The sequence below is a fragment of the Pseudomonas sp. FBCC-B35 genome (assembly GCF_059133755.1).
In genome coordinates, this window is the sequence record NZ_CP101439.1 from 4396455 (window position 1) to 4419154 (window position 22700).

General features: G+C 63.0%; 15 protein-coding genes. 6 read left to right on the forward strand and 9 right to left on the reverse strand.

All coding sequences use genetic code 11. The features are described 5' to 3' along the window. The first annotated feature begins 34 nt into the window (after positions 1-34). Entirely contained in the window at positions 35-2833 is a 2799-nt protein-coding gene (locus tag NMB38_RS20060; RefSeq protein ID WP_028686644.1) for a dermonecrotic toxin domain-containing protein, read from the forward strand. Here the strand turns inward: NMB38_RS20060 and NMB38_RS20065 are convergent. From NMB38_RS20065 to glnE, 8 genes are all read right to left on the reverse strand, one after another. Continuing rightward, positions 2806-4248 carry a lipopolysaccharide kinase InaA family protein gene (locus NMB38_RS20065; protein WP_027913587.1) on the reverse strand — a complete coding sequence of 481 codons (1443 nt, stop codon included), beginning with the start codon at positions 4246-4248 and terminating at the stop codon, positions 2806-2808. The two genes, NMB38_RS20060 and NMB38_RS20065, sit on opposite strands and share 28 nt — an antisense overlap. Next, positions 4248-5000 (reverse strand): lipopolysaccharide kinase InaA family protein, encoded by a 753-nt coding sequence (locus NMB38_RS20070; RefSeq protein ID WP_027913586.1) that lies wholly within the window; start codon positions 4998-5000, stop codon positions 4248-4250. Before NMB38_RS20070 ends, NMB38_RS20065 begins: the two co-directional genes overlap by 1 nt. Continuing rightward, complete coding sequence (locus NMB38_RS20075) at positions 4997-5731, reverse strand: lipopolysaccharide kinase InaA family protein (protein WP_027913585.1); 735 nt, start codon at positions 5729-5731, stop codon at positions 4997-4999. The genes NMB38_RS20070 and NMB38_RS20075 overlap by 4 nt, the downstream gene beginning before the upstream one ends. Continuing rightward, positions 5731-6537 (reverse strand): lipopolysaccharide core heptose(I) kinase RfaP, encoded by an 807-nt coding sequence (rfaP, locus tag NMB38_RS20080; RefSeq protein ID WP_027913584.1) that lies wholly within the window; start codon positions 6535-6537, stop codon positions 5731-5733. The genes NMB38_RS20075 and rfaP overlap by 1 nt, the downstream gene beginning before the upstream one ends. Beyond that, positions 6534-7658, reverse strand: coding sequence for a glycosyltransferase family 4 protein (locus NMB38_RS20085; protein WP_028686646.1), 1125 nt, complete (start codon positions 7656-7658; stop codon positions 6534-6536). The genes rfaP and NMB38_RS20085 overlap by 4 nt, the downstream gene beginning before the upstream one ends. After that, positions 7658-8716, reverse strand: coding sequence for a lipopolysaccharide heptosyltransferase I (waaC, locus tag NMB38_RS20090; protein ID WP_028686647.1), 1059 nt, complete (start codon positions 8714-8716; stop codon positions 7658-7660). The genes NMB38_RS20085 and waaC overlap by 1 nt, the downstream gene beginning before the upstream one ends. Further along, the gene (gene waaF / locus NMB38_RS20095; protein WP_028686648.1) at positions 8717-9766 is read right to left on the reverse strand and encodes a lipopolysaccharide heptosyltransferase II; all 1050 of its coding nucleotides are present in this window, start codon (positions 9764-9766) and stop codon (positions 8717-8719) included. A 155-nt stretch (positions 9767-9921) separates the two neighbouring features. Continuing rightward, positions 9922-12855, reverse strand: coding sequence for a bifunctional [glutamate--ammonia ligase]-adenylyl-L-tyrosine phosphorylase/[glutamate--ammonia-ligase] adenylyltransferase (gene glnE / locus NMB38_RS20100; RefSeq protein WP_028686649.1), 2934 nt, complete (start codon positions 12853-12855; stop codon positions 9922-9924). A gap of 384 nt (positions 12856-13239) precedes the next feature. Between glnE and aceE the strand changes: the two genes are divergently transcribed. The 5 genes from aceE to NMB38_RS20125 all read left to right on the forward strand — a co-directional run bounded on the left by aceE (position 13240) and on the right by NMB38_RS20125 (position 22016). Beyond that, positions 13240-15885 (forward strand): pyruvate dehydrogenase (acetyl-transferring), homodimeric type, encoded by a 2646-nt coding sequence (gene aceE / locus NMB38_RS20105; RefSeq protein ID WP_027913579.1) that lies wholly within the window; start codon positions 13240-13242, stop codon positions 15883-15885. A 13-nt stretch (positions 15886-15898) separates the two neighbouring features. Beyond that, on the forward strand, positions 15899-17560 hold the full coding sequence (gene aceF, locus NMB38_RS20110) for a dihydrolipoyllysine-residue acetyltransferase (RefSeq protein WP_028686650.1): 1662 nt from the start codon (positions 15899-15901) through the stop codon (positions 17558-17560). 323 nt (positions 17561-17883) lie between these two features. Next, positions 17884-20571, forward strand: a complete 2688-nt coding sequence (locus NMB38_RS20115) for a putative bifunctional diguanylate cyclase/phosphodiesterase (RefSeq protein ID WP_028686651.1) — start codon at positions 17884-17886, stop codon at positions 20569-20571. Positions 20572-20724: 153 nt separating this feature from the next. Next, positions 20725-21390: a peptide-methionine (S)-S-oxide reductase MsrA gene (msrA, locus tag NMB38_RS20120; protein WP_028686652.1), complete on the forward strand. Its 666-nt coding sequence runs from the start codon at positions 20725-20727 to the stop codon at positions 21388-21390. 2 nt (positions 21391-21392) lie between these two features. Further along, complete coding sequence (locus NMB38_RS20125) at positions 21393-22016, forward strand: glutathione S-transferase (protein WP_028686653.1); 624 nt, start codon at positions 21393-21395, stop codon at positions 22014-22016. Positions 22017-22113: 97 nt separating this feature from the next. On the opposite strand, the gene rloA2 is transcribed toward NMB38_RS20125, so the two are convergent. Continuing rightward, on the reverse strand, positions 22114-22614 hold the full coding sequence (rloA2, locus tag NMB38_RS20130; protein ID WP_028686654.1) for a retropepsin-like aspartic peptidase RloA2: 501 nt from the start codon (positions 22612-22614) through the stop codon (positions 22114-22116). Positions 22615-22700 lie beyond the last annotated feature (86 nt).

Consider the following 22700-nt stretch of genomic DNA (forward strand, 5'->3'; position numbering starts at 1 on the left):
CCAGGCTCGCGATCTCTCTAAAGGAGTTCGCACCATGCCATCCGTCTCACCCTTGCAACATTTCGAGTCATTCGACGCTGAAATCACTGCCCTACTGGCTCCCCTGCCCTTACCAGACCTGCAGCTTTCACCGCTGGCGGGCCGGCAACAATTCTTCGGCGCGCTGGCAGACTACTGGAACCTGCCGGACGAAGCAGGCAGCAACCGCCGTGCTCGGCTCATTGCGCTTCGGCGACAACAGCTTCAGGCCGAAATGGACCTGCGCATCGCTGACGCAACACTGGAGCCTCCGGCAGCATCGCTATTACAGATGTGCCTTGACCAACCCATGTCCTGGACTCGCCAGGGCATCGAAGCGTCCAAGCGCCCACAGCTCTATCGGCTGCTGCTCGATTGCTCAAGACCCAACTGGCGGGCCTACTTGCCCGGCGCCATACTGCTTGTACAAGGCAGTATCGAGGGACAGATGATGACGGGCGATGCGGCCGGCGGCCCAGCCTTGTTATGCAGCCTCTCCCACGGCATCGAAGCGTTCGCCGATGTCCAGAGCCTGCACCTTGAGCTGTGCGAGCGGCTGGATGATCCCCTGCAAAGTCAGCCGATGCTCAAGCTACTGGCGCCTGGTGATGCCGACCGCGCCCATAACGCACAACGACTGCGTTACGACTGGCTGCCCGACGATCTAGTGGAAGTCCAGATTCAGGCCTTGATCGATGCCCAGCGAGCGCGATTGAACGCGGTATGGGGCAGCCAACCCGTGGATCAAACTGGGTTCGCCGAACGCCTGGCAACGGCCGCAGACCTGCTGCCTTGGGTGACCAGCAAGGCAGCGCTGCCGACGCGTTATGGCCTGCTGCTTGAAAAGCACGCTCCTGCCTGGCTCAAGAAGACCTCTACCCAAGGGCTCACGCATATCATGCAGACGATGCAGGAGCTGATCGTGGCCATCGATCAGGCCGCAGCGTCGGGCATTCCTACGCTTGAGCAGTTCACCGAACGCAACAGCCTGCTGCAGTGGACCCGCGCCCGCCTCAGCGAGCGATTGAGACTGGACCACCAACTCGATCTGGCACCCGAACAGATCTTCATCAGCGTCACCATTGCCCGTCAGACCGGCCCGGTGATGCCTCCAGCTCAGCCCAGCAGCTATATACCCATCGCTAGCCGGCCGCAGACAGGGGACACCGTGGAGTTGGTCAGGCAAACCTACAGTCTGGATCAGTTGGCGTTGGTGAATGTGGGCTTGCTGGACCTGGACTACTGGCTGACCGCTCGAGTCCACCATAAGGACGAGACAAACATTCAAGGCTTGTCCCCTGCGCAGGCTCGGCAGATGGTCCGTGAGCTCAATGTCGGCGACAGCTATTCACGCTTTCTACGCAGCCACCTGATCGATCTGGAGCAAGGCCAGTGGCGACGGGATGCACATGCGCGAATCAACTGTGCTCGCATGCGGGCTGAAGCCGCCAAAGCCCGCTATGCCGGCCACTTCATGCCCGACCCGCTTGAGCAGGGCTATCGCTGGAGCAGGACCGTGCTCAACTACCCCGACAGCGACTGGCGCCCCCTGGTGCAAGAGAACCGCCTGAGTGTACGGCAGTTGCTGATTGCCGGGCACACCGTACAGGGGGTACTGCTGATCACGCCTGAAACACCGCAAATGCAGCGCTTTCTGGTGTATGCGCCAGATGCACCGGATCGCAGGCCTTGGCGCGAATACGCCAATGCGCGTGCGCTGATCCGATCGCTCCGCGCCAACCCGGATCTACGCACCTACGTGATGGACCGCATACCCTTGGCCCGGCGCAAAACCATCGAGCGCTTGCTGACCAAGGGCGGGCTCGCTCAGCGTCTGAGTCGCCCGGTCATCTCCGGCAATTTTTTGCACGCCTGTTATCTGGCAGAGGTCCGCGCGCTCATGTCGACGGTCGATGCCAGCACTAACACCAAACTGGAGCTGCTGGGCGAGGCCAGCCTGCATGCGTTGTGGATAATACTCGACTTGCTCAGCTTCGTGATTCCGGTACGTGGCCTGGCGCCGTTGGCATTCGCCCGCGCGGTGCTGAGCGTGCTGGACAGCCTTGAAGCGCTGGAAAAGAAAGATCGGGTAGGCGTGCTCAAGCATATGGTGGAGGCTTTTACCCACATGAGCGACGGGGTCAACAGCATCGGCGGCACGACAGTGATCAGGCGCGCCATTCGCGCCATGCCTCCCAACCCACCCTTGATGCTACCGCCTACCTTCCAGGTACGTCCGGACACCGCCAAGTTGCGTTACCGAATCGACGGCATCCATAGCGAAGGCGTGTATGAAAAGCCATCCGAACGTGCGGGACTGGCCCTCTACTACATCCAGGACAAGCAAGGCCGGTACTATCAGGTGGCGTTCGACGGTTATCGCTGGCGTGCCATAGACCCCAGGAAAACCGATGCCTACAGCAAGGTGGCGGTCAGACGGAACGCTGAAGGTGAATGGATCGTCGACTCACCCGTGCTGTGGCACGACGGCCTGCCAGACCTCAACGCATTGCTGGAGCTCTGTCAGCTTCCCGCGCCCCCAGACGGGATCCCACTGGAAGGGGCGAAGGAACTGTACGAAAGCGACGGCCAACCTTACTTGCTTGCCGGTGGCCATGCCTTGCCCGTGCGTGCCCACCTGCTGGCGGATCACTACCATCTGCTGATACCCGGACAGCCCGCTGCGACCACCACCGCATGGGCAATCCTGCGCTGGCACGACGGTCAATGGCGTATACGCGTGCGCCAACCGGGGCGAAGCAGCGACTGGCTGGCACTGCCTGCCGCTTATGCCGTCACTGTAGGCAGCACCTGATCCAGCCGTTGGTACAAGGCACTCTCAGCCGGCCAGTTGCGAAGTAGCCTCGCCCGGTCCCGAGCGAAAGCCGGCGCGAAGCTGCCCTGGCTACCGTGCTGGCACATGGCGTCCAGGTCGATCAGCGACCACCGGCCCCGCTCCCAGAACAGGTTGTGCCCCTTGAAGTCACCGTGGCTGATGCGCTCGCCGATCAGCTGTTGCATGAGCTGCACCAAGGCCTCCACCTGTTCGGCCGGCGCATCGCCCTGCTCGACGAAGGGGGCAAAGCATTCGATGAGGTCGGGGCCGTCGATGTAGTCGGTCACCAGGTAGGCGCGCGTGCGCAAACCCAGTACTCGCTGCTCCAGCACCGCCAGCGGGCGCGGGGTAGCGATGTCGAGAAACGACAGGCGATGCCCTTCGATCCACGAGTGCCAGGCCCTGCTCGGTCGCCAGAAGCGCTTGAGCCAGTGGAGGGTGTTCTTGATGTTGTAGCGTTTGATGACCCGCTTGCGGCCATCCACCTCGACCCGTGCCACGCTGGCTGCGCCGCCAGTCTTGTACAGGTGCCCACGGTCGATCAGCTCATCCGCCTGCTCAAGCACCGGCAACAGGGCCTGGGCCTCGCTACGGACCACAGCCCGCAGGCTCGTCAGGCTGCGCTCCACACTGAACAGGCTGCAATCGCGGCCGGCCTTGTTCAGGAAGTCGCGTTGGCGCCAGACGCGGATCTTGTCTATGTGCTTCTGCAACGCCTCCATCGGCAATGCATGCTCGGCATTGGCCAACAGGTAATGCACCAGCAGCTCCTCGGTGTACGGTTCCAGGCGCTTGGGTAGCTGCGCGAAGAACACACCAAGGTTTTCCAGCACGCGAGGGCGAGAAAGCTGCTGGCCTGGCGTTTCAGCCTTGATACCGGCCCCATCGATCAGGTACAGCTTGCCTGCATGACGCAGCAGGTTGTCCAAGTGCAGGTCCTCCTGCCACAGCCCCTGCTTGTGCATCTGCGCCACAGCCGCCAGGGCCTCGCCCAGCACCTGCTGCTGCTCGTCGGCGAGCACAGGCAGGTGCTCGACCGCCGCCCAGGCATCGGCCAGGCTTTGCGCGCCATCGAGGTACTCGAACAACAGCCAGCCGCCCTCACCCTCCACCAGGCCATCGGCGAGCAGCACCGGCGTAGTCAGCCCCTGCGCGGCGAGCAGCTTCACGCCTTGCAGCTCACGCTGGAACTGGCGCGCGGCATTGCTGCCCACCAGCAATTTGGCCAGTACCGGCCTGCCACGCCATACCCCGGCCCCCACATAACGCTGGCCCGGCAGCACGCGCAGTAGACTGAGCAACTGCAGCTCGGCGCTACCGGCGGCATCGGCGAGGTTGATGGCAAGCGGCAGCGATGGGCTGCGTCCTGTGTCCTTCAGCTCGGAAAGCTGCATCAGCGAGCCTCCTTGTGATGACGGCGTTGTACCAGGCGGTTGACCCAGGTTTGGACCAGCGTGCTGTCGATGGGTTGTGCGAGGTAGGCTGCCAGCAATGTGCGTATCTCGCCGTCGCTCCATACCGGTGCCCGGCGCAGCAAGGGCTCGAGGTCCTTGAGGCGGTCGCGCATGCCGAAGAGCAAGGGCCGGGTCTTCTCCAGGTCGATCAACTGCGCCTCCCAGCCTTCTTTGCGCTTACGCAGGAAGATGTGCTTGGGGTAGAAGCAACCATGCACCTGCCCAGCACCGTGCAGCGTGCGCGCCAACTGGCCGCAGGCCTGGAGCATGCCATCGCGTACCGATGCATCGAGTTCGGACCATTGCAGCAACTGGCTGTCGAGGTCGCGCCAGTCGTCCAGCGCGCGGGTCATCAACAGGGCCCGGTGCTTGCCACCTTGCTTGCGCTCACCGTAGAACACTGCCTCCAATGCAGGAATGTGCAGCTTCTGATAGCGAACGATATTGCGAAATTCGCGAGCGAAGGTCGGCTCGCCAAAGGGCTTGTGCAGGCTACGGGTAAGGTAGTCGCTCTGGCGCTTGAGGTAATACCCTTTGCCCTCGAGTTCCAGGCGGTACACGCTGCTCCATCCGCCGCGGCCGGTATTGGGCTCGTCCACCGCGTCGAGTTCGAGCGCCCACAGCGCCTCGAAGTCGTCCAGGCCATGGCGCTGGAGCAACGCACGGTCTGCGCTGGCCATATAGTCGGTCATTCCCTTCCCTCGAAAAAGCCCAGTACCTGACGAATGCGCTTCTTGTCACGGGCATTGAGCCGGTCGCGGCCTCGGTACTGCAAGTAAAAGCGCAGGCGCTGGGTTGCCGAAAGGTGGTACTTGGCGACCTTGTCCAGGCAGGCCAGGTCCTTGATCAGGCGATGGCGCCACATGAACCCACGCCAGAAGTCACCCGTGGGGCAATCGATGAAGAACAGCGTCCCTTGGTCATCGACCAGCAGGTTGCGCCACTTCAAATCGTTATGGGCGAAGCGATGCTCGTGCATGACCCGGGTGTGGCGTGCCAGCTGGCGGCTGATGTGGTCCACCCAGGCGCGATCGGCCAGGCGGGCATCGTTGCGGTCGGCCAGTGCCGAGAGGTCCTCGGTGTTGGGCAGCTCGCGGGTGATCATTGCGCCACGGCCGAACGCCAGGCCATTGCGTTCGAGCCCCCAGGCGACCACGTCGGCCGTGGGGATGCCCCACTTGGCGAACTGCTTGAGGTTCTGCCATTCAGCCTTGATACGTGGGCGACCCAGGTAGCGGCGCATGTGCTTGCCAGCACCGGTGTAGCGCTTGACGTAATAGTTGACGCCTTCACGCTCGACACGCACCACTTCGCTGAGCGGATCCCGGGTCAGGCGTTCGCCCTGAAGGGCGAATACCGCCTCGAGGCTGCCGAAATCATTCGCCAGGTGCGCGTAACCTGGCGCCAGTGTCCAACTGGCCATCAGAGTGCATCCCCATAGCGTTGTTTACGGTCGTAGAGTTTCTGCGCCTTGCGCTCAAGCCAGGCGAGCAGTGCAGCTTCGTCCTTCATGACCTGACGCAGCGGGCGCTGGAAGTAGCTGCGCAGAAAACGCAGTTTGTCGCGTTGGGTCAGGCCAATGTCCAGGGCTGAGAAATACAGGGCAGCCAGGTCCTTGTTGCGCCAGCGGCGGCTGATGGCTGGGCGGGTCTGGGCGCGGTGCAGGTCGATCACCGACAACTTGAAATCATCGGCCGTCACGGGCCGGTCGGTGTGCAGCAGGAAGTGACAGATGTAGCAGTCCCGGTGGTTGACGCCGGCACGGTGCATGCCACCGGTCATCTCGGCCACGCGCGTGATCAGGGCACGTTTGAGGCGTGGCGCAGGCGGCTGCCTGATCCAGTCGATGCTGAAGTCTTCCAGGCTGACGGTCGGCGCCAGTTCCTCGGTGATGATGAACGAATGCTGAGTGGCCGGGTTGCCGCCCCGCTCACCGAACGCCACGGCCGTCATGGTTGGCACGCCAACCTGGTGCAGGCGCTCGATGGCCTGCCACTCCTGGCCGGCGCCCAACACCGGCAACTTGGCCGTGAGCAGGTTCTTGAAGATCTCGCCCCAGCCAATGCCGCGGTGGATCTTCACGAAAAAGCCTTCGCCGGCGACCTCCGTACGCAGGGTGCGGCGCCCCTCGAGCTCCCGATAGACTTCGCCCTGCAGCGCTTCTACCGCCTCGAAGGCATCGCGCCCAGCCCAAAGCCGCTTGAAGGGCTCTGCCACGATCAATTTCATGCCCCCTCCTGCCCTAGGATTACATCGGCGGCATGCTGCGGCATGCTGTAAAGGTCGGCCGTGTCGGCAAATGCCAGGCCGTTGCGCGACCAATCGGCCCGCGCCGCGGGGTCATCGAGCATACGCTGCAGGTAGCGGTTAAGCTGCTCCTGCTCGAACGGCTCGTCCAGCACCAAACCGCAGTCGGCCTCGGCGATGTAGTGGGCATAGCCGCACACGTGCGAAACCAGCACCGGCAGGCCGGCGACCAGGGCTTCAAGCAGCACGGTGCCTGTGTTCTCGTTGTAAGCCGGGTGGATCAGCAGGTCGGCGCCCAGCAGGAAGCGTGGGATATCGCTGCGCCCCTTGAGAAACTGCACCTGGTCGCCCAGGCCCAGCGTCGCGCTCTGCAACTGGAAGACCTTGGGGTCGTCCTGGCCGATCACCAGCAACCGGGTGCGCTTGCGCAAGGGCGCGGGCAATGCCGCCAACGCTTTGAGGCTGCGGTCCACGCCCTTGGTCTTGAAACCGGAACCGATCTGCACGATCAGCAACGCATCCTCGGCCAGGTCGAACTCCTTGCGCAGGTCGGCGCGAATTTCAGCAGCGTTGGGCGGCGCCCGACGATCCTGGGAAATGCCCGGTGGCAGCAGGTGAAAACGCTCGACCGGCGTGCCGTAGTGCTTGATGAACAGCGGCTGCTGCACCTCGGAAATCATCAGGATCTGGGTGCCGGCATCCTTGGCGAACACCGCCCGCTCGTATTCGGCGAAATGCCGATAGCGGCCCCAGCGGCGGTACAGGTCGCTGCGCAGGTTCTGCGCCTTGTCCTCAAAGCAGCCGTCGGCGGCGTAGTACACATCCAGCCCTGGCATCTTGTTGAAACCGATGAGCCGGTCTACCGGGCGCTTGGCCAGGTCGGCCTGCATCCAGGCGGTGAGTTTCTCGTTGCGCCGGTGATTGAAGATCGCCTTGACCGGCGCCACCAGCACTTCGAAGCCCGGCGGAATGTCGCCCTCCCAGATCAGTGTGTAGACCCGGATCTGGTGGCCGCGCTGCTGGCACTCCAGGGCTATGCGCATGAAGTCGCGCTGCAGACCGCCAAAGGGGAAGTATTTGTAAAGTACGAAAGCCAGTTGCATCAACGGACATCCTCAGCCAGCAGCAGCGCGCTCAGGCGGCTCGCTACATGCTCGGGATTCAGGCGAGTGAAACACAATGGCCACTCGCGGTTCAGATCGTACCGGCGCAGGTCTTCGGCGCTCGGTTTGTAGGTGCACTTCTTCTGCAAGCAGGGTGCGCACGGCCAGTCACTGGCCTGGTGGATCTGGGTCCGTCCATAGGCGCCGGTCAGGCCCGGATTGGTAGGGCCGAACAGCGAAAGCGTCGGTACATCGAGGGCTGCTGCCAAATGGCCCAGGCCGGTATCGACGGCGACGCAGGCCTTTGCAGCGGCCAGCACACGTGCGACGCCGGCCAGGTTCAACTTGGGCAGTACCTGGCAATGGTTCAAGCCTTGGGCGATGCGCTCGGCCCGGGCCTTCTCGGCCGGGTTGCCCCAGGGCAGGCGCACTTCCAGCCTGCGCCGGCCCATGCGCTCGGCCAGCTCGCGCCAGTAGGCCTCGGGCCAGTGCTTGGTGGTCCAGGTGGTCCCGTGCAGGAAAACCACATAGGGCGCTGCCGGCGGCAACTGCAAGCGCTCAAGGTCCAGGCCGTAACGGCCAATGCCCTCGGGCAGGTCATAGGCCAGCGCCATGGCGAACAGCTGGCGCACGCGCTCGACGGCATGCTGGCCGACCGCAACCGACAGGCGTCGGTCGTAGAAGCGGCTGGCCCAGCCCTCACGGGCCGAATACCGGTCCAGGCCTGCGACCGGCGCCTTCACGTAGCGGGTCAGCCACGCCGACTTGACCAGGCCCTGGGCATCGATCACCAAGTCGTACTGGCGTTCGCGCAGGCGCTGCTTGAAGGCCTTCCACTCGCCGCTGCGAACGGTCTGCCAGAGGTGTTTGCGCCAGCGACGGATGGCCACCGGAATGACCTGATCGACCGCCGGATGCCAGCTGGGTATCTCGGCAAAGCCTTCCTCGACGACCCAGTCGAACCGGATGCCGGGTATGGCATGGGCTGCATCGGTGAGCGCTGGCAGCGTGTGGATCACATCGCCCAGCGAGGACGTCTTGATGATCAGTACCCGCACTTAGTCGACCTCGGTCAGCACGTCGATGATGTTCGCACCGCCCAGACGGGTCAGCGCGGCGATGACCTGACCGGGTTCGAGCAGACGCAGGCAGTTGTAGTGACCGAAGCGGCAGGTGCGATCGAAACAAGGGCTGCATTCGATGCCCAGGCGCACCACCTCGACCTGGCTGGCCAGCGGCGGCGTGAAGCCAGGCGATGTCGAGCCGTATACGGCGACCAGCGGGCGATTGAGCGCCGCCGCCACATGCATCAACCCGGAATCGTTGGAGACCACGGCGCCTGCGCAGGACATCAGGTCGATCGCCTCGGCCAGGGAGGTTTCACCGGCCAGGTTCACGGACTCTTCGCGCAGGCCAGGGATCAGCCGTTCGCGGATCTGCTCACCCACTGGGTGATCACTTTTCGAGCCGAACAGCCAGACCTGCCACCCCTGGCGGATCATGGCATCGGCCACGGCGGCGTAGTGCTCGGCCGGCCAGCGCTTGGCTTCGCCGAATTCAGCGCCTGGGCACAGCGCCAGCACCGGACGGTCCAGCTCCAGGCCGAACTTGGCCAGGGCCGCCTCACGGCTGTGTGGCTCGATCTGCAGGCTGGGCTGGGGGTAGGGCTTTGGCAGCTCGGCGCCCGGGGCATAGGCCAGGGCCATGAAGCGCTCGATCATCAGCGGGTAACGCGCTTTGTCCAGCTTGCGGACATCGTTGAGCAAACCGAAACGCATTTCGCCACGCCAGCCGGTGCGCTTGGGGATACCGGCAAAGAACGGCACCAGCGCCGATTTCAGCGAATTGGGCAACAAGATGGCCTGGTCGTACTGACCACTGAGCGACTTGCCGAGGCGCCGCCGCGTGGCCAGCTCCAGCGCACCGTGGCCGAGCGGGAAGCTCAAGGCCTGGCGCACCTCGGGCATGCGCTCGAGGATTGGCCGGCTCCATTCGGGGGCCAGCACATCGATCACGCAGTCGGGGTGCTGCTGTTTCAGGCACTGGAACAAGGTCTGCGCCATCACCATGTCGCCGACCCAGCTGGGGCCAATGATCAGTATTCTCATGCTAGGTCCAGAAACGCTCGGGGAGGCGACAGGCTGCGATTCAGCCTGGCCTCCCCTCTTTATATTCAGGCTATGTGGCCGACAGTGTAACACCGGGGCTGCTTCACGCCCCAATCGCGGCGGATCGTCACCCAGACGAGCCGCCGCCACAGGGTTCAGCTCAGGCCGAGCTCGCTCCAGATACGCCGCACCTGGCGGCGCTCATCGACAAACTGCGCTGCATCGATCACCCCGGCCTGCTTCTGCAGCGCCTGGCGGTGAGAGGCAGCGCGAAACGCCTTGTATACCTCGCGCAGCAGCACCGCGTCGGCAGCAGGCATCAACCCCACTTGCTCCAGCTCTTCCAGAATGCGGATGTTATCGGTCCATCGAACCAGGGCCGTATGGTCATGGGACCAGGCCAAAGCGGCGTATTGCACCATAAATTCGATATCGACGATACCGCCCGCATCCTGCTTGATGTCAAAGGGCATACCCGGGTCGAAGGCGTTGGGTGCGGTGCCGGCCACAGTGGCCTTCGTGCCCAGGCTGGCGCGCATCTTGACGCGCATTTCACTCACTTCGATACGCAGCTTCTCAAGGTCGCGCGGTTGCCCCAGCACGTGCGCCCGCACCTTCTCGAACGCCTGGCCAACCCGCGGGCAACCCACCAGCACGCGCGCGCGGACCAGTGCCTGGTGCTCCCAGGTCCAGGCCTCGCTTTGCTGGTAGCGCTCGAATGCGCCCAGCGAGCTGACCAACAAGCCCGCGGCACCCGAGGGCCGCAGACGCATGTCCACGTCATACAACTGGCCCGAGTTGGTCTGGGTGGTCAGCAGGTGAATGATGCGTTGCCCCAGCCGCGTGAAGAACTGCGCACTGTCGATGGGCTTGGCACCGTCGGTTTCGGCCTGAGGGTCGCCATCGTGGATGAACACCAGGTCCAGGTCCGACCCATGGCCCGTTTCAAGGCCACCGACCTTGCCATAGCCGATGATGACGAATCCCGGGTCGCAGGGGATGCCGTCACTGCCCATGGGTTGACCGTGGCGGGCAACGGTCTGACGCCAGGCCAAGGCAAGCACTTGGTCGAGGATGGCCTCGGCCAGCCACGTCAGGTAGTCGCTGACTTTCATCAACGGCAGGTTGCCACTGATTTCCGAGGCCGCCACGCGCAAGCTGTGCGCCAGCTTGAAGTGACGCAACGCCTCCATTTGCTGCTCCAGATCATCCTCTGGAATGCGCGTGAGGCGCTCGCGCAATTCGCTGGCCAACTCCGGTGCCAGTGGCGGGCTGAACAGGCGGCCTTCATTGAGCAACTCATCGAGCAACAAGGGGTAGCGTGCGATCTGCTCGGCAATCCATGGGCTGGCGGCGCACAGGGTCAGCAGACGGCGCAGGGCACCGGGGTTCTCGGTGAGCAGGACCAGGTAGGCAGAGCGCCGGGCCACGGCTTCGACCAGCGGCAGTACCCGCTCGAGCACCAGGTCGGGGTTCTCGTGCTCGACCGCCTGGGCCAGCAATCGCGGGATGAAGGCATCCAGCCGCTCGCGCCCAAGGCGCTGCATCGAACGCAACTGCGGGCTGGCGCGCAGGGCCGCCAGGCGTCGCAAGGCCTCGCCTGGCAGCGTGAAGCCGGCCTCCTCCAGCTGACGGCCAGCAGCCTCTTCATCCTGGGCCTGCTCCCACAACGGCGACCATTCACCGCCGACCACCAACTCGCCTTCGCTTTCCTCCTCATCGGGATCGGCGATGACCTGCCGGAAGTGCCAGTCGATGCGCTCACGCCACTGACCAAGTTGAGCCTCGAAGGCTTGCCAGTCGGCGTAGCCCAGCATGTAGGCGACTCGGGCCTGATCGGTTTCGTTTTCCGGCAACATTTGCGTCTGGCGGTCGGCGATAGCCTGGATGGCGTGCTCGGTGTAGCGCAGGAATGCATAACCCTCTCGCAGCTCGGTGACCACGGCAGGGGGCAGGTAGCCTTGGCCTTCCAGGGTAGCCAGCACCTTGAGCAAGGGCCGCTGCTGCAAGCTGAGGTCGCGGCCGCCGTGAATCAGCTGGAAGGCCTGGGCGATGAACTCCACTTCGCGAATGCCGCCTGCGCCCAGCTTGATGTTGTCCGCCATGCCCTTGCGCCGCACTTCCTGCTGGATCAGCTGCTTCATGGTGCGCAGGGCCTCGATGGCCGAGAAGTCCAGGTACCGTCGGTAGACGAACGGGCGCAACATTTCCTGCAGCTGGGCGCCGGCAGCCTGATCGCCTGCCACTACCCGGGCCTTGATCATGGCGTAGCGTTCCCAGTCGCGGCCTTGGTCCTGGTAATACTGCTCCAGCGCGTTGAAGCTGAGCACCAGCGCACCGGACGACCCGTACGGGCGCAGGCGCATGTCGACGCGAAACACGAAGCCATCGACCGTGACCGGGTCCAGGGCCTTGATCAGGCGCTGCCCCAGGCGGGTGAAGAACTCCTGATTATCCAGCGAGCGTTTCACGCCTTCGGTTTCGCCGCCTTCGGGGAATGCGAAGATCAAGTCGATGTCCGAGGAAAGGTTCAGCTCCCCCGCACCCAGCTTGCCCATGCCCAGCACCACCATGTGTTGTGGCTGGCCGCTGCGGTTGCCGATCGGCGTGCCGAATTGCTGGCAGTGGCGTGGATACAGCCACTGGTAGGCCTCATCGATGGCGGCGTCGGCCAAGTCGGAGAGGTCGCGGCAGGTCTCACCGAGATCGGCCTGGCGGGTGATGTCACGCCAGATGATGCGTACCTGCTGGCGGTTGCGTTCGCGACGCAGGTTACGGGCAAGCTCGTCCTCGCTTTGCGCCGCCTGGGCAACCTTGGCCACATGGCCGCGCAGCTCGCCCTGCCCGTAGCCCCGTTCCAGCTCGCCGCTGCCCATCAGGCCGAACAGCAGCCCCGGGTCACGTTGCACCTGGGCGAGCACGAAGTCACTGACCGCCGCTACCTGATCGAACTGCCGAGCATGCTGCTCGCTCCAACTGCCCAGGTCCAGTTCCGGGTGTGCGGCCACCGCCTCGTGCAGAAACTGTTGGTTGCGCAGGGTCAGTGGTTGAAGAACGGCAGGCAGCTGGCAAGGCAAAGGCAGGCGCATGGGCTATCCTTGATCGGCGTGAAATGGATGAGGAAAGGCGGCCAAGGGAAAGCCGGACCACGGTTGGACTGTCATACAAAAGTTGGAAATAGCTGAAAACTTCGAATTCGTGGCATGGAACATCAACAGTTACCCGTTCGTGGAACATTGCCAACCAACATGAACGTTTTTCCTCACAAGCCAGGATGCGACCAAACGTCGCACAAATGTAGTTTTACTACTGTGCCTGTCGTGCAAAAGCATGAAATGCGAAAGCAAATGTAGTAAAACTACACGGCGCCGGACGAAGATCCCGGTAATCCAAGAATTCACGACGTCTGCCCATAAGGCCAGTCGCAATCTCAGGCAATCGATTCTGGTTGCCTTTCCGCCCTGGAGCAAGCCATGCAAGACCTCGATCCAATCGAAACCCAGGAATGGCTGGATGCCCTGGAGTCGGTCCTCGACAAAGAAGGCGAAGACCGCGCTCATTACCTGATGACCCGTATGGGCGAGCTGGCCACCCGCAGTGGCTCCCAGCTGCCGTATGCGATCACCACGCCATACCGCAACACCATCCCTGTCACCCACGAAGCACGCATGCCTGGCGACCTGTTCATGGAACGCCGCATTCGCTCGATGGTGCGTTGGAACGCCCTGGCCATGGTCGTGCGCACCAACCTGAAAGACTCGGACCTGGGCGGACACATCTCCAGCTTCGCTTCCAGCGCCACCCTGTACGACATCGGTTTCAACTACTTCTTCCAGGCACCGACCGAAGAACACGGTGGCGACCTGGTCTTCTACCAGGGCCACGCCTCGCCGGGCGTCTACGCCCGCGCCTTCATGGAAGGCCGCATCAGCGAAGAGCAGATGAACAACTTCCGCCAGGAAGTCGATGGCAACGGTCTGTCCTCGTACCCACACCCTTGGCTGATGCCTGACTTCTGGCAGTTCCCGACCGTTTCGATGGGCCTGGGCCCGATCCAGGCCATCTACCAGGCACGCTTCATGAAGTACCTGGAAGCGCGCGGCTTCATCCCGGCAGGCAAGCAGAAAGTCTGGTGCTTCATGGGCGACGGCGAGTGCGACGAGCCAGAATCCCTGGGCGCGATCGCCCTGGCCGGCCGCGAGAAGCTGGACAACCTGATCTTCGTCATCAACTGCAACCTGCAGCGCCTCGACGGCCCGGTTCGCGGCAACGGCAAGATCATCCAGGAACTCGAAGGCGTGTTCCGCGGCGGTGGCTGGAACGTCAACAAAGTGGTCTGGGGTCGCTTCTGGGATCCGCTGCTGGCCAAGGACACCAACGGTGCCCTGCAACGCCGCATGGACGAAGTCATCGACGGCGAGTACCAGAACTACAAGGCCAAAGACGGCGCCTACGTGCGTGAGCACTTCTTCAACACCCCAGAGCTCAAGGCCATGGTCGAAGACCTGTCCGACGACGAGATCTGGAAGCTCAACCGCGGCGGCCACGACCCGTACAAGGTCTATGCAGCCTACCACCAGGCGGTCAACCACAAGGACCAGCCTACCGTCATCCTGGCCAAGACCATCAAGGGTTACGGTACCGGTGCCGGCGAAGCCAAGAACACCGCGCACAACACCAAGAAGGTCGATGTCGACAGCCTGCGTCACTTCCGTGACCGCTTCGATATCCCTGTCAAGGATGCGGACTTGGAGAACCTGCCGTTCTACAAGCCCGAAGAAGGTTCGGCCGAGGCCCGTTACCTGGCCGAGCGCCGTGCTGCCCTGGGCGGCTTCGTGCCTCAGCGCCGCGCCAAGAGCTTCAGCGTGCCGACCCCGCCTCTGGAAACCCTCAAGGCGATCCTGGACGGCTCGGGCGACCGTGAAATTTCCACCACCATGGCCTTCGTGCGCATCCTGGCGCAGTTGGTCAAGGACAAGGAAATCGGTCAGCGCATCGTGCCCATCATCCCTGACGAAGCCCGCACCTTCGGCATGGAAGGCATGTTCCGCCAGTTGGGCATCTACTCGTCGGTGGGTCAGCTCTACGAGCCGGTCGACAAGGACCAGGTGATGTTCTACCGCGAGGACAAGAAAGGCCAGATCCTCGAGGAAGGCATCAACGAAGCCGGCGCCATGTCGTCGTTCATCGCTGCCGGTACTTCGTACAGCTGCCACAACCAACCGATGCTGCCGTTCTACATCTTCTACTCGATGTTCGGCTTCCAGCGTATCGGCGACCTGGCCTGGGCCGCTGGCGACAGCCGCACCCGTGGCTTCCTGATCGGCGGCACCGCCGGCCGTACCACACTCAACGGCGAAGGCCTGCAGCACGAGGACGGTCACAGCCACATGATGGCCGGTACCATCCCGAACTGCCGCACCTATGATCCGACCTACGGCTACGAGCTGGCGGTGATCATCCAGGACGGCATGAAGAAGATGACCGAAGAGCAACAGGACATCTTCTACTACATCACCGTGATGAACGAGTCCTACCAGCAGCCCGCCATTCCGGCCGGTGCCGAGGAAGGCATCATCAAGGGCATGTACCTGCTCGAGGAAGACACCCGCGAAGCCGCACACCACGTGCAGCTGATGGGTTCGGGCACCATCCTGCGCGAAGTGCGCGAAGCGGCGAAGATTCTGCGTGAAGAGTTCAACGTCGGGGCCGACGTGTGGAGCGTCACCAGCTTCAACGAACTGCGTCGCGACGGCCTGGCCGTGGAACGTGCCAACCGTCTCAAGCCTGGCCAGAAGCCACAGCAGACCTACGTCGAGCAGTGCCTGAGCGGCCGCAAGGGGCCGGTCATCGCGTCCACCGACTACATGAAGCTGTTCGCCGAGCAGATCCGCCAATGGGTGCCGAGCAAAGAGTTCAAGGTCCTGGGTACCGACGGTTACGGTCGCAGCGACAGCCGCAAGAAGCTGCGTCACTTCTTCGAAGTAGACCGTCACTTCGTGGTACTGGCTGCCCTGGAAGCGCTGGCTGACCGTGGCGAGATCGAACCCAAGGTTGTGGCTGACGCCATCGTCAAGTTCGGCATCGACCCGGACAAGCGCAACCCATTGGACTGCTGAGGAGTATTTTTAAGTGAGCGAACTCATTCGCGTACCTGACATCGGCAGCGGTGAAGGTGAAATCATCGAGCTGTTCGTCAAGGTCGGTGATCGTATCGAGGCTGATCAAAGCCTGCTGACCCTGGAGTCCGACAAGGCCTCCATGGAGATTCCGGCGCCCAAGGCCGGTATCGTCAAGGAACTGAAGGTCAAGCTGGGCGATCGCCTGAAAGAAGGCGACGAGCTCCTGGTTCTGGAAGCCGAGGGAGCCGCTGATGCGGCCCCTGAGGCACCTGCCGCCGAGCAGAAGCCCGCACAGGCTGAAGCGGCCGCACCGGCGCCTGCTGCCCAAGCAGCGCCAGCGCCTGCTGCCGCCCCGGCTGCTGCCAGCGTGCAGGACATCCACGTGCCGGACATTGGCTCGTCGGGCAAGGCCAAGATCATCGAAGTGCTGGTCAAGGCAGGCGATACCGTCGAAGCCGATCAATCGCTGATCACCCTGGAGTCCGACAAGGCCTCCATGGAAATCCCGTCGCCTGCTGCTGGCGTGGTCAAGGAAGTCATTGCCAAGCTTGACGACGAAGTGGGCACAGGCGACCTGATCCTCAAGCTTGAAATCGCAGGCGCAGCGCCTGCCGCAGCGCAGGCTCCGGCCGCCGCTGCACCGGCCAAGGCCGAGGCCGCACCCGCCGCCGCTGCCCCTGCCGCCGCCCCTGCTGCTGCCCCGGCTGCCGCTACCCCTGCGCCAGCCGCAACCGCCCCGGCTGCCGGCAACAACGCCAAGGTGCACGCCGGCCCAGCCGTGCGTCAGCTGGCCCGTGAGTTTGGCGTAGAGCTCGGTGCCGTGGCAGCGACCGGCCCACATGGCCGCATCCTGAAAGAAGACGTGCAGGTTTACGTCAAGGCCATGATGCAGAAGGCCAAGGAAGCGCCGGCAGCTGCCGGTGCAACCGGCGGCGCTGGCATTCCGCCGATTCCGGTGGTCGATTTCAGCAAGTTCGGTGAAGTCGAAGAAGTGGCCATGACCCGCCTGATGCAGGTCGGTGCTGCCAACCTGCACCGCAGCTGGCTGAACGTGCCGCACGTCACCCAGTTCGATTCGGCTGACATCACCGAGCTCGAAGCCTTCCGCGTGGCCCAGAAAGCCGTCGCCGAAAAGGCCGGCGTCAAGCTGACCGTCCTGCCGCTGTTGCTCAAGGCCTGCGCCTTCCTGCTCAAGGAACTGCCAGACTTCAACAGCTCGCTGGCACCAAGCGGCAAAGCGGTCATCCGCAAGAAATACGTGCACATCGGCTTTGCCGTGGACACGCCCGACGGCCTGCTGGTACCGGTGATCAAGAACGTCGACCAGAAGAGCCTACTGCAGCTGGCTGCCGAAGCGGCTGCACTGGCCGAGAAGGCGCGTACCAAGAAGCTCTCGGCGGACGAGATGCAGGGCGCCTGCTTCACCATCTCCAGCCTCGGCCATATTGGCGGCACCGGCTTCACGCCGATCGTCAACGCCCCTGAGGTGGCCATCCTGGGCGTCTCCAAGGCGACCATGCAGCCTGTCTGGGACGGCAAGGCCTTCCAGCCCAAGCTGATGCTGCCGCTGTCGCTGTCGTACGATCACCGTGTGATCAACGGCGCTGCCGCTGCGCGCTTCACCAAGCGTCTGGGCGATGTGCTGGGCGATATCCGCACCATGCTGCTGTAAGGCAGCGCACTGCCCCTCCCGGTGAGGGGCAGTCTCTTTTTCGAGCTGCCACGCTCGTACCTCAACCCCGTCGATTGACGGGGCTTTTTTTGCCTGGCGCAAAGTGGGCGCTGTGCGGGGACATGATGGCCCCGGTGCGCGTCGGCGTTGCCGATCATCGTTGCACAGCCGCTCTGAACAGCCGTCCTACAGATTCCGTACCCTCGGCCGATAACCTTGTTACAGCTTCGTACATGGCCGCTTGCCAGCTATAGGGACATGATGCAACCTTGCCAGATTCGACGCGGTCCAACGCGCGCGTTCCCTCTTCAAGCGAGTTTTCGATGAAAAGCCAACCCGATGCTGGCAACCGTGTGACGGGCGAGGTCGTCACGCAGTTACCCGTGCCCTCGCGGTTGGGCATGCTGCGCTTCGAAAGGCTCAATGAAGCCAGTTGGTCGTTGCTCTACCTGGACCCGGCCTGCGAGCGCCAGTTCGGCGTTCATGCCAGTGACCTCTGCGCGCTGGTCGATGCCCCTTACGCCAGCCTCATGGAACCTGAGGCCCGCTACCGGCTGCATGACGACATCCAGCTGCAACTGTCGCAACGCGGCTACTACCGCGTGCGCTACACCCTGCACACGCCAGGCGCTTCCGTGCGCATGCTGGAGGTCGGCGAAGCCTTCAAACAGCACGCCCGGCAGTTGCTGTGCGGCTACCTGAGCGTACTGGACGATCACCCGGAAGACACGGGCGAGACCGCCAGCGACCTGGAGTCACGCAACAACCGCCTGCAACTGGCCCTGCAACTGAACCAGCGTGCCCAACGTGAGCAGCTCGAGCACCTGGAGCGCGTACGCAGCCAGCAAGACCTGATCCTGCGCCTGGCCCGTCAACGCTACAGCGCCGAGAACTCGTTGCTCGAAGCCGCCGAACTGATCACCCGTAGCGCCTGTGAGATCTACAAGATCGACTGCGCCGGTATCTGGCACCTGGAAGGCCATCGGCTTGAGCCGATCACCGCCTGGTACAGCGATGTGCAAGCGCACCGGCAACCCCAGGCAATCGACGCCAGCCATTTCCCGGATTACCTCGAGGCCCTGCATGCCAGCCGTGCGATCGATGCGCACAACGCTGGGCACGATCCCCGTACACGTGCGTTGATGCAGAGCCTGGGGCCTGGCAACAAGGCCATGCTCGATGCCAGCATTCGCGTCGATGGCCAGGTGGTGGGCGTGTTGTGCCTGGAACAGGCCGGCCAGCCACGGGCCTGGCAGTCCGATGAGATCGCCTTTGCCGGCGAGCTGGCCGACCAGTTCGCCCAGGTCATTACCAATCACAACCGCCGCGCGGCGGCCAGTGCGCTGCACCTGTTCCAACGCGCCGTGGAGCAGAGCGCCAGCGCCTTCCTGCTGGTGAACCGGGATGGGCAGGTCGAGTATGTGAACCCGAGCTTCACCGCCATCACCCAATACAGCACCGAGGAAGTGCAAGGACGTCACCTGGGTGAACTGCCCGCCCTTGAGAACCTCAACGAGCTGCTGTTCGACTCGCCTTCGAGCCTGGCCATGGGTAATAGCTGGCAGGGTGAATTCAAGAGCCGGCGCAAGAACCTGGAACCCTACTGGGGGCAGCTGTCGATCTCCAAGGTGTATGGTGACAACCGCGAGCTGACCCACTACATCGGCATCTACGAAGACGTCACTCAGAGCAAGCTGGCCCAGCAGCGCATCGAGCGGCTGGCCTACACCGACAACCTGACCAACCTGGGCAACCGTCCGGCGTTCATCCGCAGCCTGGACGAATGCTTCGCCCGGGATGTGCAGAATCCGATGTGCCTGCTGCTGGTGGACATCGACAATTTCAAGCGCATCAACGACAGTCTCGGCCATCACACGGGCGACAAGTTGCTTATCAGCCTGGCCAGGCGCCTGCGCAACAGCCTGCATGCCGGCGGTATCCTGGCCCGTTTTGCCAGCAACGAATTCGCCGTGTTGCTCGACGACATCAGCCTGGAGGCTGGCCAGGGGGTTGCCCAGCAATTGTTGCGCACCCTCGACAAGCCGATGTTCGTCGATAACCAACTGATCAATGTCACGGCATCGGTGGGCCTAGCCAGCGCTCCCCAGCATGGTGCCGACCCCACCAGCCTGATGAAGAATGCCGGGTTGGCGCTGCACAAGGCCAAGGCCAACGGCAAACACCAGGTGCAGGTGTTCACCGAGGTCCTCAACGCCGAGGCCAGCTACAAACTGTTCGTCGAAAACAACCTGCGCCGCGCATTGACCCAGAACGAGCTGGACGTGTTCTACCAGCCCAAGCTGTGCCTGCGCAGCGGCCGGCTGCTGGGCCTGGAGGCACTGTTGCGCTGGAACCATCCCGAGCGGGGCATGATCCGGCCTGACCAGTTCATCAGCGTGGCCGAAGAAACCGGTTTGATCATCCCCATTGGCAAATGGGTTGTGCGCCAATCGTGCCGCATGAGCAACGAACTGCGTGCAGCAGGGCTTGGCAATCTGCACGTCGCGATCAACCTGTCGCCCAAGCAGTTTTCCGACCCTGATCTGGTCGCCTCGATCAGCAGCATCATCAGGGAAGAAGGCTTGCCTGCGCACCAACTGGAGCTGGAGCTGACCGAAGGGTTGCTGCTCGAAGCCAGTGAGGACACCCATCGGCAACTCGACGAGCTCAAAGCCTTGGGCCTGACCCTGGCCATGGATGACTTCGGCACCGGTTATTCCTCGCTCAGCTACCTGAAGAAATTCCCGATCGACATCCTCAAGATCGACCGCAGCTTCATCAAGGACATCCCCGACAACCAGGACGACATGGAAATCACCTCGGCGGTGATCGCCATGGCCCACAACCTCAAGCTGAAGGTGGTAGCCGAAGGCATTGAAACCCCTGCGCAGCTGGGTTTCCTGCGTCGACACCGGTGTGACATCGGGCAGGGCTACCTGTTTGACCGACCTATTCCGGGGCGAGAGCTGGCAGAGCGCCTGCAACGCTATCCGCGAGGTCCAGCCGCCTGACAGCGGCGCAAAGCTCGGGCACACTAGAAACCATTCGGGCTACATCGCGAGCAGGCCCGTCCCCACCTGGATCACGCAGGTCATGTGATCGGGAGCGGACATGTCGGCGATGGCCCTGAAGCTATCCAACTGAATAGACACAGAGGAACGGCCATGGTCCTGCGTTCGGAAATACTGGTGAACAAAAACGTCATGCCCACTGCGGAGCAGGCCCTGCCTGGCCGCGAAACGCCGATGAGCCTGCCCGAGTTCCACTACGTGTTCGAGGAAACGCCGCTGCTCGGGCCATTCTTCGAAGATGTGGATTTCGCCATTTTCGGCCTGGGGTGTTTCTGGGGCGCAGAGCGTCGATTCTGGCAGCGTGAGGGTGTGGTCAGTACCGTCGTGGGTTATGCCGGCGGCTTTACTCCGAACCCTACCTACGAAGAGGTCTGCTCAGGCCTGACCGGGCACACCGAAGTTGTGCTGGTGGTCTTCGACAAGAGCAAAGTGAGATACAGTGAACTGCTGGCCATGTTCTGGGAACTGCACAACCCGACCCAGGGCATGCGCCAGGGCAACGATGTCGGCACGCAGTACCGCTCGGCCATCTACTGCACGAGCCCAGAGCAGCTCGAGCAGGCCCAGTCCAGCCGCGAGGCCTTCCAGGCCGAGCTGGACAAGGCTGGCTTCGGTCAGATCACCACCGAAATCGACAAAGCACCCACTGTGTACTTCGCCGAGGCCTACCACCAGCAATACCTGGCCAAGAACCCGGACGGCTATTGCGGTATCGGCGGGACGGGCGTGTGCATGCCGGCCAGCTTGCAAGGGAATTGAGCATGAGCACTATGACCCTGTTCCACTCGCCCCTGTCGCCATTCGTGCGCAAGGTCATGGTGGTATTGCACGAAACCGGCCAATTGGACCGAGTGGCACTGCAGCCTGTGAACATCAGCCCAGTCAACGGTGACGAGCAGCTCAACGCCGGCAATCCCATCGGCAAGATTCCGGCGCTGCGCCTGGCCGACGGAACCGTGCTGCATGACAGCCGGGTGATCTGCGAGTACCTGGATCAGCAACATGTGGGGTTGCCACTGCTGCCCCGGGAAGGCTCGGCTCGCTGGCGGCGCATGACGCTGGCCTCCCAGGCGGATGCCATTCTGGATGCAGCCGTCTCGAGCCGCTACGAAACGTTCGTGCGACCCGTCGAGAAACGTTGGGATGGGTGGTTGGAGGCGCAGGGGGACAAGATCCGCCGCAGCCTGGCCAACCTCGAACAGGCCCACCTGGCGGAGCTGATGTCGGGATTCGATTTGGCAGCAATCGGCGTGGCTTGCGCATTGGGGTACCTGGACTTGCGTCAGCCAGCGTTTGGCTGGCGTGAGCGCCAGCCTGGGCTGGCGGCCTGGTACGCCGAGGTGAGCACACGGCCGTCAATGGTCGCCACCGCACCCGATGCCTGAACAGAAGGCTATTGCCGTCAAGCCGGCTCGTGTAGAAGCGATCCGGCGCCCCTGCAGGCGTGCGTCAGCGGCGATGCGCCCGTTCATGCAACGATAATCAGCAGTCAGGCTTGCCAGCGGTAAATCGTTTGGCAGGGTTCACCGCGCCTTTGAACTCGCGCAACGCCTTGGCACCCACCAACAGTGGGTAATTGAAGTTGCTGCGATCCACCAGGTTGACCTCCACGGTTCGCTTCACGTCTCCCAGGCACAGTTCCAGGTCCACCACTGGCCGCTTGGCGCTCTCGGGTGCATCGCCCTCATCCTCATCATCGGCACGGCCCTTGATCTTGCTGATGCGCGAGACCTGGTGCTCGTAAACCTTGTCGTCGGCATCCTTGGTTGCCAAACGGAAACGTACCCACTCCTGCCCATCGCGGGTGAACAGCTCGATGTCCTTGGCAGACAGTGACGCCGTATAGGCGCCAGTATCCATCTTGGCCTTGAGCGTCTGGCCAATCTCCGGCAGCGCGATATTCTCGTAACGCCCGTACAGCGTAGGCTCGGCGGCCATCACCGGTAGCGTCAACAGGGTCAGCACGGCAAACAGTGATTTCACAAGCAAGCTTCCTTGATCGATTTACGGGTTAGACCGCACAGGCAGCCCAGGTTCGCGGTCCAAAGCCTAACCAACATAATGTGAAA